This window comes from Streptomyces atratus (assembly GCF_900119365.1).
In the GTDB taxonomy this organism is placed as follows: domain Bacteria; phylum Actinomycetota; class Actinomycetes; order Streptomycetales; family Streptomycetaceae; genus Streptomyces; species Streptomyces atratus_B.
In genome coordinates this window covers 1-13,673 of record NZ_FPJO01000011.1, presented here as the reverse complement: position 1 = coordinate 13,673, position 13,673 = coordinate 1, and the positions used below count along the sequence as shown (strand labels likewise).

Sequence of the window (13,673 nt, the reverse complement as noted above, 5' to 3'; positions counted from 1 at the left end):
GGCGGCTCTGCTCGGGGTTTTTGGGGATTCGGCAACGATGGAGAAGCGTGTGATGACGGACAGCAAGCGGCGCAAGGGCCTGATGGCCGCGTCCGCACTGCTCGGCGGCGTACTGGTGCTCACCGGCTGCAACGACAGCGGGGAGAGCAGTGCCGAGGGCTCGAAGAAGTCGCAGACTGCCGAGGTCGACAAGGCAGCAGCCCAGGACGCGTCGGAAGCTCAGATAGCGATCTCGCCGAAGAACGGCGCGACCAACGCGAGCATCAACAAAGACGCCAAGGTCACCGTCGCCAAGGGCACGCTGTCCGAGGTCACCATGACCACGGCGGCCGGAGCCGCCGTCAAGGGCACGCTCTCCGCCGACGGCAAGAGCTGGAAGCCGGACGGCCAGCTGGAGCGCTCGACCACGTACAAGATCAGCGCGACGGCGAAGGACTCCAAGGGCCGCGAGGCGCACGAGAACTCCTCCTTCACCACCGTCTCGCCCGCCAACAGCTTCATCGGGAACTTCACCCCCGAGGACGGCTCCACGGTCGGCGTCGGCATGCCCGTCTCGATCAACTTCAACAAGGCGATCACGGACAAGAAGGCCGTCGAGGCCGGTGTCACCGTGACGTCCAGCAGCGGTCAGCAGGTCGTCGGCCACTGGTTCAACTCCCAGCGTCTCGACCTGCGTCCCGAGCAGTACTGGCAGAGCGGCTCCACCGTCACGCTGAAGCTCGCGCTGGACGGCGTCGAGGGCGCGGACGGCGTCTTCGGCGTGCAGCAGAAGACGGTCACCTTCAAGGTCGGCCGCAACCAGGTCTCGACGGTCGACGCCAAGACCAAGATGATGACCGTCACCCAGGACGGCAAGACGATCAGGACCATCCCGATCTCTGCCGGCTCCCCCGACAACCCCACGTACAACGGGCAGATGGTGATCTCCGAGAAGTTCAAGGAGACCCGGATGAACGGTGCGACAGTCGGCTTCACCGACTCCGACGGCAAGGGCGAGTACGACATCAAGGACGTGCCGCACGCCATGCGGCTGTCCACCTCGGGCACCTTCCTCCACGGCAACTACTGGGGCGCGCGGTCGATCTTCGGCAGCGCCAACACCAGCCACGGCTGCGTCGGCCTCGCCGATGTGAAGGGCGCGGGCGACGCCGGCCAGCCCGCCGCGTGGTTCTACAACAACTCCATGGTCGGCGACGTGGTCATCGTCAAGAACTCGCCGGACCGGACCATCACCCCCGACAACGGCCTCAACGGCTGGAACATGAGCTGGGCGGAGTGGACGGCGGGCTCCCAGGCCTGACCCCACCCACGCGTCGTCCCCGACGCGAGCCGCCGGTGGTCGCCCTCGGCGACGGCCGGTCCCCGAGTCCCGTACGGAGGCGGCGGCACCCGGATCCCCTCGGATCCGCGGTGCCGCCGCCTCCGGCGTTCACAGGGCTTCTCCTCCGGCTCTCACGCGGCGGCCTGGCAAGGGACCTGCGGGGTGCGGCAGTTGCGGGGTGCGGCAGGTGCGGCGGGGCCGGGCGGGTGGGCCGGGGCCTGCCCGGTCCCAGCTCACACCGCCTCGCGCCCCGCACTACTCTCACAGCCATGACCACCGCCATCACCGCCATGATCACCGCAGTAGTCGGAGTGCTCGGCACCCTCCTCGCCCCGGTGTTCGTGCAACGGCTGGCCGTGCGCCAGCGCGCCGAGGAGGCCCGACTGGCGGACGAGCAGCGGAAGTTCGAGGAGCGGCGCGCCCAGTACACGGCCATGAACCGGGCCTCCCGGCAGTTCCACACCCTCCTCAAGGACGCCCTGCACCGCATCCGTGACGACGTCTACACGGAGCAGGAACGCACCCAGCTCGAAGAGGCCCGTCTCGACCACCGCGACCGCTACGCCGAGGCGCAGATGATCGTCCCGGAACGGATACTGCAGGCGTCCCGCGACCTCAACCGGGTGCTCGCCGCCGGTGACGCCACCGTCAAACGCCTCGACCGGGGCGTCGCCCGCGAGGGCGAGGGCGTCGAACAGGCCATGGAGGACCTGAAGGCGGCCGACCCCTGCCTCGACACGATGCGGGAGCTGATGCGCCGGGACCTGGGCGTCACGGACTGAGTCCCACCCGGCAAACCCTGGAGCCACCGGCACCGTGGTACAGCTGGCTACACCATGGATCAGGGGGACCGGCCCCTCGTGGCGGCCGTCCCGCGCCAGCAGGATGGAGACATCACCCGGCCAGGCCACGGAGGAATCCCATGAAAGCACTGCTCTGGATCGTGCTCTGCGCGGCGATCGTCGCGAACGTCTCGCTCAACCTGATGGAGGACAACGGTCTGCACATCGCGCTGAGCGTGGTATCCGGAGTGGTCGTCCTCGCGTCCGGAGCGGGGCTGTGGATGCTGCGCCGCGAGGCCCGGCCGTAGCGATCGGGCCCCATTGCACGGGTCCACTTGAAAGAACCTCCGGAGCGACTGGGAGAATACATATGCCACAACGGTTCTGTACGTCGCTTCCGTGAGCCGCAGAGCGTGCGATGTCTGGGCGACGCCCTCAATGGGGAGGGGGGACCGCTGGCGCCCCCTGGGACGGGGGGCGCCTTCGCGCGCGATGCCCATCGACGGAAGGTCTTGACCCTGATGCAGGCCACCCCTGATTCCGTAACCCCGCACGCCACCGAGAGCCGCGTCATCGAGCCGCTGTACGCCGAGATCCTCCGGCGCAACCAGGGCGAGAAGGAGTTCCACCAGGCGGTCCGGGAGGTCCTGGAGACCCTCGGCCCGGTCCTCGCGAAGCGTCCCGAGTTCGTGGACGCCAAGATCATCGAGCGCGTCTGTGAGCCCGAGCGCCAGCTCATCTTCCGGGTGCCGTGGTCCGACGACTCCGGCGACATCCATGTGAACCGCGGCTTCCGCGTCGAGTTCAGCAGCTCGCTCGGACCGTACAAGGGCGGGCTGCGCTTCCACCCCTCGGTCAACCTCGGCATCGTGAAGTTCCTCGGCTTCGAGCAGATCTTCAAGAACGCGCTCACCGGCATGCCCATCGGCGGCGGCAAGGGCGGCGCGGACTTCGACCCCAAGGGCCGCTCGGACGCCGAGATCATGCGGTTCTGCCAGTCGTTCATGACCGAACTCCACCGCCACCTCGGCGAGTACACCGACGTCCCCGCCGGTGACATCGGCGTCGGCGGCCGGGAGATCGGCTACCTGTTCGGCCAGTACAAGCGGATCACCAACCGCTACGAGTCCGGCGTACTCACCGGAAAGGGCCTCGGCTGGGGCGGCGCCCAGGCACGCACCGAGGCGACCGGCTACGGCTGCGTCCTGTTCACCGCCGAGATGCTCCGCAGCCGGGGCGAGTCCCTCGACGGCCAGCGCATCGTCGTCTCGGGCTCGGGCAATGTCGCGATCTACGCGATCGAGAAGGCCCAGCAGCTCGGCGCGACCGTGGTGACCTGCTCCGACTCCAACGGCTACGTCGTGGACGAGAAGGGCATCGACCTCGCCCTCCTCAAGGAGATCAAGGAGGCCGGCCGCGGCCGTGTCTCCGAGTACGCGGAACGCCGCGGCGAGCACGTCAAGTACGTCCCCGGCACCGGCGTCTGGAACGTCCCCTGCGACGTGGCCCTGCCCTGCGCCACCCAGAACGAACTCCATGAGGCCGACGCCGTCGCCCTGGTGCGCAACGGCGTGAAGGCGGTCGCCGAGGGCGCCAACATGCCCACCACACCGGAGGCCGTACGTGTCCTCCAGGAGGCGGGCGTCGCCTTCGCCCCCGGCAAGGCGGCCAACGCGGGCGGCGTGGCCACCAGCGCCCTGGAGATGCAGCAGAACGCCTCCCGCGACTCCTGGACCTTCGCCCACACCGAGGAGCGCCTCGCGGAGATCATGCGCCACATCCACGACTCCTGCTACACCACCGCGGAGCGCTACGGCAGCCCCGGCAACTACGTGGTCGGCGCCAACATCGCCGGCTTCGAACTGGTCGCGGACGCGATGCTGGCACAGGGCCTGATCTGACCCGGCACCCCTGACGCCACCGTGGCCCGGCCGCCCCGAGCGGCCGGGCCGCTGTCATGCCAGGCGGGCAACGAAGTCGGTGGGAGTTCACATGGTCACGTCAGCCGGCCGCCACCGGACCGCGCCGCCGGAAGGTCTCCGCCAGCCCCGTGTTCACGACCACCACCACCCCGAAGACCACCGCCGCCCCCGAATGCCCCACCGCGTGCACCGCGTACGCACCACAACCGAGCACCACCGCCTTGACCAGCAGGACCCCCACGAGCGGCGGCCGGAAGCGGGCCCGAGGCGCGGCGAACATCCCCCACACCACGGCGGCGACCGCGGGCGCCCCGACCCCCAGCAGCACCCGGGCGACCACACCGCCCCCAGTGGCGAACCCCCACCAGGCCAGAGCCCCCAGCGCCGCCAACTCGACGACGAACGCAAGCAGTTCATTGGCCATGAACCAGGCCGGACCGGCCGGGGTGGCGGGAGTGCTACGGCCTTCGCCGGTCATCGATGGGAGCTCCTTCTCGTACGGCGGCCGGTCCTGCCGGAATCGGCGACCGACCAACGGACCGGCAGACCGATCGACCGCGCTCGACGCACGCAACCCCACTGCCCATACCCCCCCGGCACGCTCACTCACTGGGCGAAACCGTCAGACAGCCATCCTGCCAGCCGCCGCACAGGCGGCCGAACCCCGGTCAACTCCTCCGCCCGGACCAGGAGACGCGGGGCGAGCCCGGAGTAGAAGCCGCGCGCACGGCCTGCAGCATTTCGGCGAGCGCGGCCAACTCGGGGAGGCCAGAGCCTTTGAGGCATCGTCCCAACTGCGAGCAGGTGGGCAGACGGTGGTGGTGCGACAGACGGCGCAGTTCGGCCGTGAGACGTCTTCGCGGCGTGGCTCGTATCGCGTCGAACGCCCCTGCGGTGGGGGACGCGTGGTCGGGGCCCGGGGTGAGGAAGTCCGGAGCCCAGCCAGAGACCGGCACCAGGGAACCGAGCAGCGACGCCCGCGCAGGCAGCTGCTTTCCGACGGCGTGCCGCCACACGGAGAACCGCGGGCCCGAACGATGACGGAGCGCTTGCAGACTCATCACGGCCTCACTCACCGGCAACGAGCTGTTGTAGCCGAGTGTCACCCGCGCCAGATCTGCCGAGGTGAAGTGGATTCGCAACATAAAGCCCCCGCTGTCCGAATTTTTGAGCGCGGCGCGTGCTGACCAGGGACATTCGGCTACAACCGACGGTCTTTGTCGAGCACGCACCCGGCCAAAGATGATGTGTTCACGCCGAAGCCGAAGCCGAGACCGGGCATCGAGCAAGCGCTCGTCAGGAGACGGCAGCTACGCAGCAGGAGAAGGCAAGCCCCGCTCGGGGCGTATCCAGAACCCGACCGCGCCCGCATCGGGCGAAAAGGTCCGCAGAAAAGGAGAATCTATGCGTGCACGAATATGGCTCACCGGCGCCGTACTGGGAGCCGCCCTGCTGACGAGTGGTGCAGCCGCCGCACAGGCAGCCCCTGCCCCCTCCGACACCAGCGTGACAGTGGTGACCGAGTACTGGAAAAAGATGAAGATGGGCTCCCTGCGGCAGTGTGAAGCCATGCGGGACTCCTACGCCGGCAGCGCTTTCTGCGCCCAAGAAGGCAGCACATGGTATCTCTGGATACTTGTCCCGTAATTGAGTCGCTGTAGTAACGCAGAAGGGCCCGTCCCCTTGGGCGCTGTTGGTTGATCCGGGCCTCGCGTGGCGTCGGTCTTCACGATCCGGTTGTGGTCGTGGAGACCGACGTTGTTGTGTGGTGTGGGTGTCGATGTCGATGCAGCCGAAGGGGCCGGGGGAGATTCCGGCGGAGACGATGGGGAGTGCCGGCTGTCGCTTCGGTCCCCGACCCTGCTCAGTCATCCAGAACGCGGATCCGGCCGGTCGCGGCCGGTGTTACGCCCAGGCGATGAAGTCGACCGAGTCGTTCGTCGCCGGGGGCTCCTGGAGGGACTGGTGCGGGAACAGCGGGCGGAACTGGTCGTTGTCCCTGTCGATGAGAATGGCGAGGTGGCTGGCGTTGTTCACCCAGGAGGAGGCTTCGTCGGCCGCGGAGGGTCCGTTGACGCCACCGCTCATGGGCAGGTCGTACAGGTTGACGTCGTAGCCGGCGCCGACGCCGTAGGCGGGACCCCGGTTGTTGTAGTCGCGGTACAGGCACAGGGTGGCCGACGGGCACGGCTCGCTGTCCTGGAGCTTGATCACGCCGGGCGGCAGGTGGGAGGCGTCGGCCTTGGCCGTGGTGGCGGTGCCGGGGAGCAGTGCGATGGCCACGGCCGCGGCTGCCGTAGCGGCCGCGCGGGCCAGTCCGCAGGGTCGCTGGAAGCTGGTCTTCATCTCTTCGTCTCTCCAAGGGGCTGACCGCCCGGCCGTACCGGGCGCGCAGGGGAACGGTTCGGCCCTCGGGTGTTCTGCATCGGCCCGGGGCTGACCGAGAGCCGTGGATTCCACGGTGGGGTGGGAGATCTCCACTCCGAAGAGAAGTTACGCCCTGTATGTGAAATATGACTATATGTGGTCGTGGTGGCGTGTCACTCACCCTCGATCGGACCACCGTCTTCCCGGCGGGCGTATCAAGTGAAGAGGATGCGGTACGGTGACGAGGTCATCACGCTCTGTGTGTTCACGCGCACATGGGGCGGCCCCCGGCGGTGCTCCAACACCATCCCGAGGGCCTACACCACCAGTGGAAGAGACCCACCGGAAATGTTGCGTCATGCTATCGCGCCCTCTGTGCGCTACACGAAGGCATCGAACGATGTCATCCGCCACCCGCGTCTGAACAGCGACGCGAAGATCCTCCTCCTGTACGTGCAGAGCCTCCCCGGCGACGCCACCTTCAAGCCCTTGGGCGAACTGGCCCAGAAGCTGGGCATCAAGGGCCGCGCGTACCAGAAGGCGAAGCGGCAACTGGTCGAGCACGGCTACGTACACGAGTGGCGCAGCCAGGCCGACGGCGGCCGCTGGATCACCGAGCAACTCGTCGCGAACACCTCCCTGTCGAGTGAGCAGGCGGCCCATGTGAGAGGAACCCCACCGGCCCCCTCGCCCGTCGCCGTGTCACCGAGTAGGCACTTACCGACGGTCGGCGTACCGGCTGCCCGGACGGCCGGTGGCTATGAACCGGTAGAAGATCACAGTGATAAGACCACTCCCCACCCACCCTCCGAACCCTCAGCAGCCCCCGAACCGGACAGCCCGGCCCCAACGGCGGACCCCACCCTGCTGGCCCGCGCCGAACGCGTCCTGCTCTCCCTGCGCCACTCCCGCCGCGAACTGCACCTGGGCGTAAAGGAGGCCGCCACGCTGGCCGTCGAGGCGGTCAAGTGGCTGGAGCGCGGCCTGAGCGAGTCCGACCTGCGTCAGGCCCTGCTCGCCGAACGCCCGAGAGAGGGTGTGCGCTCGGCCGTCGGCTTCCTCCGCTACCGCCTGGCCCAGAAACTCCCCGAACCCCGGACGGCCCACCGGTCCTACGACCCCACACGCCCCCGCGAGTTGATCGAGTGCCAGGGCCCAGGCGATGCACACACCTTCCGCCCCTTGCTGGACGAGACGGAATGCACCCCGTGCCGCCTGATCGCAGCGAACGCCATGTACTCCGCACCGCCCGCCCCGGAGCCCGACCACCTGCCGTGGCGAGAACGCTTCGCAAGGATCAACACAACACCGACGACCGCGCTGCCGGGCGAGGCCTGACGGCTACCGTGCCTTCTCCAGGTAGTACGTGTTGCGGCTGTCGGGATCACTGAAGAAGAAGTACAGGGCCAGCCCCTTCTTGCGGCGCTCCAGCTCCAGGGTCCAGGTGTACGACCCCGGAGCGGGCGCCCTGGACTCGTCGCCGCCGCCGCCGACCGTCTCGTCCGACGCCGCATCCGCCGGCTTGCGCCATGCCGACGACGTACGCCGGATGACACGCAAGGACACGTGCTGACCGTCGCTCCAGCCCATGGGCCGGTCGGTCAACTCCCACGTACCGGTGCCGGACATCCGCCACTGATCGTCGAAGTCGAATTCCTGCCCGTCGAGTTGCTTCACGACGGCGGAACCGTCCGCCCGCATGGTGACTTCCGTGCCATCGACGCACCGCCAGGTCCCGACGATCTCCGCAGCCGAGACCCCGGTGACGGCCGGCGCGTCCGCGTACTGCCCGGGCCCGCACCCGAACAGCGGCAGAGCGAGCAACACGGCTCCCAGGCCGGCCAATACGCCACGACGACCGCTGCCTACGCCCACGCCTGCACCTGTGCCGAACCCTGCCCTCATGCCCACCCCATCCATCTGCCGCTGCGTTCGCGGGCGGACGGCGATCATCCTCCTGCGGGGGCAGTGTTTCTGCAGCGGGGTGAGATCCCCAGGCACACCGGAGTCTCGTCGCTCGTCGGCGGCGGGTGCCACACTCGCCCGGGCGCCTACGAGGTACAGAGAGACGCGACGAACAGATCCCAGGTGCTGTGGAATACGGAAGTGCGGGGCTCTGTCACGCGCTGAGCTGCTGGTGCTGTACGGCGGCAAGGAACCCCTTCCACGATGCGTTGCCGAACACCAGCATCGGGCCGTCAGGGGCCTTCGAATCGCGGACCGCGGTGGACTGGGGGAGGCGGGCAGCCTCGACGCACTCAGTCGTATTCGCTCCGCTGTAAGACGACTTGAACCAGCGGAGAGGCTCGGGGGAGTGGGGTACCGGCATTACATCTCCTTGCGGACGCGCTCGATCAAGGCCGACGACGCGGCCATGTCCAACGCTTGTGCACGCAGGTAGTCGAACGCAAGTCTGTATCGGTCGAGTTCCTCGTCCTTCTCCATGAAGAGCGGGCCGACATGCAGGTCGACATACACAACGTCCAGGCTCGCTTCGGCCCCGCCGAGGATCACGAAACTGCCCAGGGCCGCGCCGTGAGCACCCTTGGAAAAGGGCAGGACTTGCAGGGTGATGTGCTGGGAGTTGTTGGCTTCGAGCAGGTGGCTCAGCTGATCGCGCATACTCTCGGCGGATCCGACCACGCGCCGGATCACCGACTCGTCGAGGATCGCCCACAGGTGGGGCGGCTTCGGACGGCTCAGGATCTCCTGGCGCTTCATGCGGATATCCACCAGACGCTGGATCTCCTCGGGCGCCAGCCGCATCTCGCTGGCGCCTTGAATCGCTGTGCTGTAGTTCCGCGTCTGCAGCAGCCCGGGTACGTAGGTACTGGAGAAGTGATCCTCGCGCACGGCCTCGTCTTCGAGCGTCAGCAGGAGATTCATGTCAGCGGGGATGGAATCTGTGTACGGACCCCACCAGCCCTGTTGCTTCGCGTCCTTCGCCAGGGCGACCACAGCATTCCGCTCCGCGTCGCTCGCGTCGTACTGACGGCAGAGCGCGTCGGCGATGGGCCACTTGACGGGCCCTTCCTGGGTCTCGTAGCGGCTGACAGTGGCCTTCGAGATGCCGACGAGCCGACCGGCCTCCTCCAGCGTCATGCCTTTCCGCGCGCGCAACTTGCGCATCATCGCGCCGAGCTGTCGACGTCGTGTTGTGGTTCTGACGGACATGGAGGGTGGCCTTCCGTTCCGTGTGCGCTGAGGCTCTTCGGCGCCAACAAGGCTATGTCTGGCACCCGTTGCCGCTATCTGGATTCACCCGATCGATTCTCGTGAGAAGTTTCATGAAGAGACTTCTTGCTGCCATACTCGCAAACCTGGCCACTCAGCGCAGTCGTTTGGATACGGCAGGTGCAGGGCTGATGTGGCGCCGGAAGGAGAGTGCATGTCCGGACACGACAGCAGTTCGCAACTCCGCAGTGTTCTGCCGTTTGAGGCTGAGCCGGCAGCGGTCCGGGGGCTGCGAAGAGTCGTCAGAAAGCAGCTCGTGGAGTGGAGCTTGTCGGCATTGGCCGAAGAAGCCGAGCTTGTGGTGAGTGAGCTGGCCGCCAACGTGATCAAGCACGTGGGAAGGGGTGTTGCTGCGACCCTGGTGATGGAGGCGGCAGGGGACCGACTGCGGATCGAACTCCATGACAAGAGTTACCAAGTGCCAGTGCTTAGCTCAGTGACCTGCGACGATGAGCGTGGCCGGGGCCTGCATCTGCTGGCCGGTATGGCCACAGACTGGGGAACGCTGCTGACAGCGACGGGCAAGTCCGTCTGGTGCGAGCTGACTGCCGGCCTGGAGACATGCTCCCGCCGGGTGCGACGCGCTGAGGCAGCCCTGATGGAATACCGACGCGATGCTGGTGCGCCACCATTGCTGCGGAGCCGCTCTGTCCAGATTCTTGAGGAATCTGCCACCGATCTCATCGCTGATCTCCTGCACTGGGCCACCGCCCAAGGCGGCGATCCGGACGGGTTGCTGGATCGAGCACAGATGCACTTCGAGGCGGACACAGCGTGACCGGCGCAGCACCTGAACGGAACGCTGCTAGCTGCGTGATCTTGCCTGCTCAGGCGCCATTCTCAATCTCAGCTCGCAGGGCCGCCGGAGTGCGCCACGTGGCGCCACCGTGGCTTCTGTGGCACATGCGGTGGCAGTTCGCACAGAGGAAGGCAAGGTCTTCCAGCCTGGTCTCGCGCGGGCCCGAGAGATGGAGGGGAAGGACATGGTGCACTTCGACGTAGCCCTCGCCGAGGGGCCCGTACCGATGACCGAAGTCAAACGCGCACACGGAACACTGAAGGGGCTGACCGAGTCTGCGTGCTTGGGCGATCTTCCGTTTACGCAGCGCAGGATTCCGCTCGCGATACGTCGCCCAGCGGGTCAGGAGGCGTCCTTCGGCAGCCGGGACTCCGTCCTCATCGACTTCGTTGGGCTGCTCAGGGATGCGGACGAGCTCGCCAGACGAGATTCCGTCCTCGATTGCCTGCGCGGCGAGCAGCATCTCTGCCTCACGTTCCATGAAGGCTTCAGCAACGAGTCTGGTCAGCCGACCACCCCTGGTGGCGGGGCCCGCGTAGTCGCGGCGGCCTGTGATCAAGTCCGCACTCTTGCGGCTGATGCTGGCGGCCGAGCGGAACTCGGGCACATCGTGTGCCGCGTTCCCGTGAAGGGGCAGAGAGCGGAGAAGGTCGGCGAGATCGCGTGTGGGCTGCTGGTACGCCCTGAGCTGGCCCCAGTCGTTGTTCACAACGCGCGAGCAGATCAGCAGCAACTCGTCCCAGGTCCAGTCAGGGCTGCGCATGGGCAATATCGTATGCGTGTTCGCTGCGGTGCGGGGGTGTCTGAGGAAGGTCAGCACGTGCCGCACACTGGAGGACGGTCGCGATGTCAGTGGGGTCTGTCACCCTCTGTAAGGGCGGAACACAAAACGTGTCCGTTATGCAAGTTTGTAAGGAGGGTGCATGACCAGCACTGAGAGGCATTTCACCTCGGTGGAGATCTGCGCTGGGGCGGGTGGACAGGCGCTAGGCCTGCACAATGCGCTGTTCAAGCATCTTGCGTTGATCGAGATGGACCCCAATGCGGTCACCACACTTGTGGAGAACGTGCAGGGCAACGCGGACTGGGAGGGTTGCGAGGTCATCCCGGCTGATCTCACGAAGCTCAACCCGAAGGAGTTGAGAGAGCGCCTGAGGCTGGAGCCAGGTGACCTGGATCTACTGGCCGGTGGCGTCCCCTGCCCGCCGTTCTCTGTCGCAGGGAAGCAGCTGGGGCCTGACGATGAGAGGGATCTCTTTCCGACAATGCTTGAGCTCGTTGGCGAGCTTGAGCCCAAGGCCGTGATGATCGAGAACGTCCGAGGGCTGTTGGAGCCCGCGGAGAAGTTCCGGGACTACCGCCGCTGGATCTTGGGAGAACTCGAGACCATGGGTTACGGGAAGTGCTACTGGGAAGTTTTGGAAGCCAAAGACTACGGAGTTCCGCAGCTCCGCCCGCGTGCAATTCTGGTAGCGATGAAGCGGGACTACGTGCCCTTCTTTCCGACGAAGAAGCCGACGGCTCTCCCTCTGGTAACGGTTAGGGAGGCCCTTGAGGACTCCATGCGCAAGCGCTTCGAAGCAGTCGACGACCCTCGGGCTGACGAAGCTTTCAAGGCTTGGCTCGAAGATGCCTCGAAGGGCGTTGCGCCCACACTGGTCGGCGGCTCGAAGAAGCATGGCGGAGCTGACCTCGGGCCGACCCGAGCCAAGAAGGCGTGGGCAGCCTTGGGCGTGTGCGGCCTCGGCGTCGCGAACAGGCCGGAGGACGTGGAGCGCATGGACAGCGTGGAGCGTGACCTCTTTGCTGATGCGGGTCCCAAACTCACAGTGAGCCAAGCAGCGCTCATCCAGGGCTTCCCTCAGGAGTGGAAGTTCACCGGCAAGAAGACCGCTGCGTACCGGCAGGTAGGGAACGCCTTCCCGCCGCCGGTCGCACAGGCCGTGGGAGAGCAGATCAGGGCGGCGCTCGAAGCGGCCTTGCAAGCTGGGGTCAGGGTGACGGTGCGGCAGAACCGGGTCAGAGCCAGGGTCCAGGACAGTGAAGAGTTGTTCAGCATGGGCGATCTCTCAGTCCCGGTTCTCCCGGAGCCGACCGACCGTCGCGGCGATCTTGAGGGCGCAATCGTCGGGTGACTCGTGCTCCCAGAACCGGAGTACAGTCCACCCTGCTTCGCGGAGGCGTTCATCTGTGTCCCGGTCGCGGGTCACGTTCCGCGTGACCTTCTCCGACCAGTAGCCAGGGTTGGTCTTTGGCGAGATGTAGTGCTCTGGGCAGCCGTGCCAGTAACAGCCGTCGATGAACACAGCGAGCTTCGCCGGACGGAAGACAATGTCTGCTGTCCGGCGAAGCTCGGGTAGTGGCTTGGCCGCTACCCGATATCGCAATCCCTGTGCATGCAGAAGCCGCCGGATCAACAGTTCCGGTTTGGTGTCCCGGCTCCGGATCGCCTGCATGTTCCGGCGCCGAGCGGCGGATGAAGCCCATGAGCCTTCCGGAGGCTCCCAGCTGCTTTCGCTAGCCATTTTCGGGTATTCCTGCGTTCCTGAGAATGTGCTGCTTCTCATCTTGAGTGAGCATGCTTGTTCGCCGCGCATTGTTTCTCACGATGGCAGGAATCATATCGAAATCCAGCTTGAGTGAGCGGAGCTCGCGCACCCTCCGCCCGGTATGCGTGTTATCCCCGGCTACGATACGCGGCGCCGCTGCCGGAACCGGCTGTGCCAGATTCTCCTGAAGCAGAGAGAAATGACCTCCGTGGGCCTTGCCGCTATAAGGGGTGCTGACGAGTTTTTCTGGGACTGCTTCCTGGTAGCGGGAGTGCATCTCTTGCCGGATCTTCACGTGCAGCAATCTGAACTGCTGATTCTCGACAGGGAGATCCTTCAGCATTCGAGACTGACTGGCCCGCGCCGCAATAGTAGTGCTACTAACCTCGCCGTTTCGGTTGAGATGAGGCCGGAAGCGGGGAGGAAATACGAAAGTGCCTTCTGAGCTGGGACGATGAACCTTGTCGAGGGGTTCTGTCGGTCCAAGCGGAAGGCACTTTCTGCGTGCAGGGTATCGGTTCTCGTCCCAAGCTCCACGTCTCCACTGACGGTTCGGGGGTGGTCGGGCACGCGGGCGCACGTTTGCTGGCGGATCTCGCCGAGGCCACCGGCCTGACAGGCGCGTACTCCACTGCGCTCGGGCCGCTACGACCGCGTGGCACCGGGCACGATCCGGGTCGGACCGCCACCGATCTCGCG

The 13,673-nt window shown here is 66.5% G+C and carries 15 protein-coding genes and 1 pseudogene; 8 read left to right on the top strand and 8 right to left on the bottom strand.

The genetic code is table 11. From position 1 onward, the window contains the following. Nucleotides 1-37 precede the first annotated feature (37 nt). The 4 genes from BT364_RS19690 to gdhA all read left to right on the top strand — a co-directional run bounded on the left by BT364_RS19690 (nt 38) and on the right by gdhA (nt 4,004). Nucleotides 38-1,300, top strand: a complete 1,263-nt coding sequence (locus tag BT364_RS19690; RefSeq protein WP_072486508.1) for a L,D-transpeptidase — start codon at nt 38-40, stop codon at nt 1,298-1,300. Nucleotides 1,301-1,590: 290 nt separating this feature from the next. Then, the gene (locus BT364_RS19685) at nt 1,591-2,103 is read left to right on the top strand and encodes a hypothetical protein (RefSeq protein WP_072486507.1); all 513 of its coding nucleotides are present in this window, start codon (nt 1,591-1,593) and stop codon (nt 2,101-2,103) included. A gap of 140 nt (nt 2,104-2,243) precedes the next feature. Then, a complete protein-coding gene (locus tag BT364_RS41630) occupies nt 2,244-2,411 on the top strand; it encodes a hypothetical protein (protein WP_177328179.1) in 168 nt (55 codons plus the stop codon). Between the two features lie 213 nt (nt 2,412-2,624). Then, nucleotides 2,625-4,004, top strand: a complete 1,380-nt coding sequence (gdhA, locus tag BT364_RS19680; RefSeq protein ID WP_072486708.1) for an NADP-specific glutamate dehydrogenase — start codon at nt 2,625-2,627, stop codon at nt 4,002-4,004. 100 nt (nt 4,005-4,104) lie between these two features. Here the strand turns inward: gdhA and BT364_RS19675 are convergent, their stop codons facing one another. Then, on the bottom strand, nt 4,105-4,503 hold the full coding sequence (locus BT364_RS19675; protein ID WP_072486506.1) for a YrdB family protein: 399 nt from the start codon (nt 4,501-4,503) through the stop codon (nt 4,105-4,107). A gap of 1,427 nt (nt 4,504-5,930) precedes the next feature. Further along, nucleotides 5,931-6,371 carry a peptidase inhibitor family I36 protein gene (locus tag BT364_RS19665; RefSeq protein WP_072486505.1) on the bottom strand — a complete coding sequence of 147 codons (441 nt, stop codon included), beginning with the start codon at nt 6,369-6,371 and terminating at the stop codon, nt 5,931-5,933. Nucleotides 6,372-6,740: 369 nt separating this feature from the next. Between BT364_RS19665 and BT364_RS19660 the strand changes: the two genes are divergently transcribed. After that, nucleotides 6,741-7,730, top strand: coding sequence for a helix-turn-helix domain-containing protein (locus BT364_RS19660; protein WP_072486504.1), 990 nt, complete (start codon nt 6,741-6,743; stop codon nt 7,728-7,730). 3 nt (nt 7,731-7,733) lie between these two features. Here BT364_RS19660 and BT364_RS19655 read toward each other — a convergent pair whose 3' ends face one another. From BT364_RS19655 to BT364_RS19645, 3 genes are all read right to left on the bottom strand, one after another. After that, nucleotides 7,734-8,219: a hypothetical protein gene (locus BT364_RS19655; protein WP_256260079.1), complete on the bottom strand. Its 486-nt coding sequence runs from the start codon at nt 8,217-8,219 to the stop codon at nt 7,734-7,736. Between the two features lie 292 nt (nt 8,220-8,511). Next, nucleotides 8,512-8,721, bottom strand: a complete 210-nt coding sequence (locus BT364_RS19650) for a DUF397 domain-containing protein (RefSeq protein WP_072486502.1) — start codon at nt 8,719-8,721, stop codon at nt 8,512-8,514. Beyond that, nucleotides 8,721-9,566: a helix-turn-helix domain-containing protein gene (locus BT364_RS19645; RefSeq protein ID WP_072486501.1), complete on the bottom strand. Its 846-nt coding sequence runs from the start codon at nt 9,564-9,566 to the stop codon at nt 8,721-8,723. Before BT364_RS19645 ends, BT364_RS19650 begins: the two co-directional genes overlap by 1 nt. 214 nt (nt 9,567-9,780) lie before the next feature. On the opposite strand from BT364_RS19645, the gene BT364_RS19640 reads away from it, so the two are divergent. Next, nucleotides 9,781-10,404 carry an ATP-binding protein gene (locus BT364_RS19640; protein ID WP_072486500.1) on the top strand — a complete coding sequence of 208 codons (624 nt, stop codon included), beginning with the start codon at nt 9,781-9,783 and terminating at the stop codon, nt 10,402-10,404. 49 nt (nt 10,405-10,453) lie between these two features. On the opposite strand, the gene BT364_RS19635 is transcribed toward BT364_RS19640, so the two are convergent. After that, on the bottom strand, nt 10,454-11,188 hold the full coding sequence (locus BT364_RS19635) for an HNH endonuclease (protein WP_072486499.1): 735 nt from the start codon (nt 11,186-11,188) through the stop codon (nt 10,454-10,456). Between the two features lie 160 nt (nt 11,189-11,348). Here BT364_RS19635 and BT364_RS19630 point away from each other — a divergent pair, with 160 nt between their 5' ends. After that, nucleotides 11,349-12,560 carry a DNA cytosine methyltransferase gene (locus tag BT364_RS19630; RefSeq protein WP_072486498.1) on the top strand — a complete coding sequence of 404 codons (1,212 nt, stop codon included), beginning with the start codon at nt 11,349-11,351 and terminating at the stop codon, nt 12,558-12,560. Here the strand turns inward: BT364_RS19630 and BT364_RS19625 are convergent. Together BT364_RS19625 and BT364_RS40995 are read right to left on the bottom strand one after the other, a co-directional pair. After that, nucleotides 12,495-12,950 (bottom strand): very short patch repair endonuclease, encoded by a 456-nt coding sequence (locus tag BT364_RS19625; RefSeq protein WP_072486497.1) that lies wholly within the window; start codon nt 12,948-12,950, stop codon nt 12,495-12,497. The two genes, BT364_RS19630 and BT364_RS19625, sit on opposite strands and share 66 nt — an antisense overlap. Further along, nucleotides 12,943-13,317 (bottom strand): hypothetical protein, encoded by a 375-nt coding sequence (locus BT364_RS40995; protein WP_143166517.1) that lies wholly within the window; start codon nt 13,315-13,317, stop codon nt 12,943-12,945. Before BT364_RS40995 ends, BT364_RS19625 begins: the two co-directional genes overlap by 8 nt. Nucleotides 13,318-13,448: 131 nt before the next feature. Between BT364_RS40995 and BT364_RS43105 the strand changes: the two are divergent. Beyond that, a pseudogene (locus tag BT364_RS43105) lies at nt 13,449-13,673 on the top strand (IS1380 family transposase); the annotation flags it as partial.

What these genes read in the sequence shown, in the direction of transcription:
- BT364_RS19690 (WP_072486508.1), top strand. Translation starts at nt 38, where the DNA reads ATGGAGAAGCGTGTGATGACGGACAGCAAGCGGCGCAAGGGCCTGATG.
- BT364_RS19685 (WP_072486507.1), top strand. Translation starts at nt 1,591, where the DNA reads ATGACCACCGCCATCACCGCCATGATCACCGCAGTAGTCGGAGTGCTC.
- BT364_RS41630 (WP_177328179.1), top strand. Translation starts at nt 2,244, where the DNA reads ATGAAAGCACTGCTCTGGATCGTGCTCTGCGCGGCGATCGTCGCGAAC.
- gdhA (WP_072486708.1), top strand. Translation starts at nt 2,625, where the DNA reads ATGCAGGCCACCCCTGATTCCGTAACCCCGCACGCCACCGAGAGCCGC.
- BT364_RS19675 (WP_072486506.1), bottom strand. Translation starts at nt 4,503, where the DNA reads ATGACCGGCGAAGGCCGTAGCACTCCCGCCACCCCGGCCGGTCCGGCC.
- BT364_RS19665 (WP_072486505.1), bottom strand. Translation starts at nt 6,371, where the DNA reads ATGAAGACCAGCTTCCAGCGACCCTGCGGACTGGCCCGCGCGGCCGCT.
- BT364_RS19660 (WP_072486504.1), top strand. Translation starts at nt 6,741, where the DNA reads ATGTTGCGTCATGCTATCGCGCCCTCTGTGCGCTACACGAAGGCATCG.
- BT364_RS19650 (WP_072486502.1), bottom strand. Translation starts at nt 8,721, where the DNA reads ATGCCGGTACCCCACTCCCCCGAGCCTCTCCGCTGGTTCAAGTCGTCT.
- BT364_RS19645 (WP_072486501.1), bottom strand. Translation starts at nt 9,566, where the DNA reads ATGTCCGTCAGAACCACAACACGACGTCGACAGCTCGGCGCGATGATG.
- BT364_RS19640 (WP_072486500.1), top strand. Translation starts at nt 9,781, where the DNA reads ATGTCCGGACACGACAGCAGTTCGCAACTCCGCAGTGTTCTGCCGTTT.
- BT364_RS19635 (WP_072486499.1), bottom strand. Translation starts at nt 11,188, where the DNA reads ATGCGCAGCCCTGACTGGACCTGGGACGAGTTGCTGCTGATCTGCTCG.
- BT364_RS19630 (WP_072486498.1), top strand. Translation starts at nt 11,349, where the DNA reads ATGACCAGCACTGAGAGGCATTTCACCTCGGTGGAGATCTGCGCTGGG.
- BT364_RS19625 (WP_072486497.1), bottom strand. Translation starts at nt 12,950, where the DNA reads ATGGCTAGCGAAAGCAGCTGGGAGCCTCCGGAAGGCTCATGGGCTTCA.
- BT364_RS40995 (WP_143166517.1), bottom strand. Translation starts at nt 13,317, where the DNA reads ATGCTGAAGGATCTCCCTGTCGAGAATCAGCAGTTCAGATTGCTGCAC.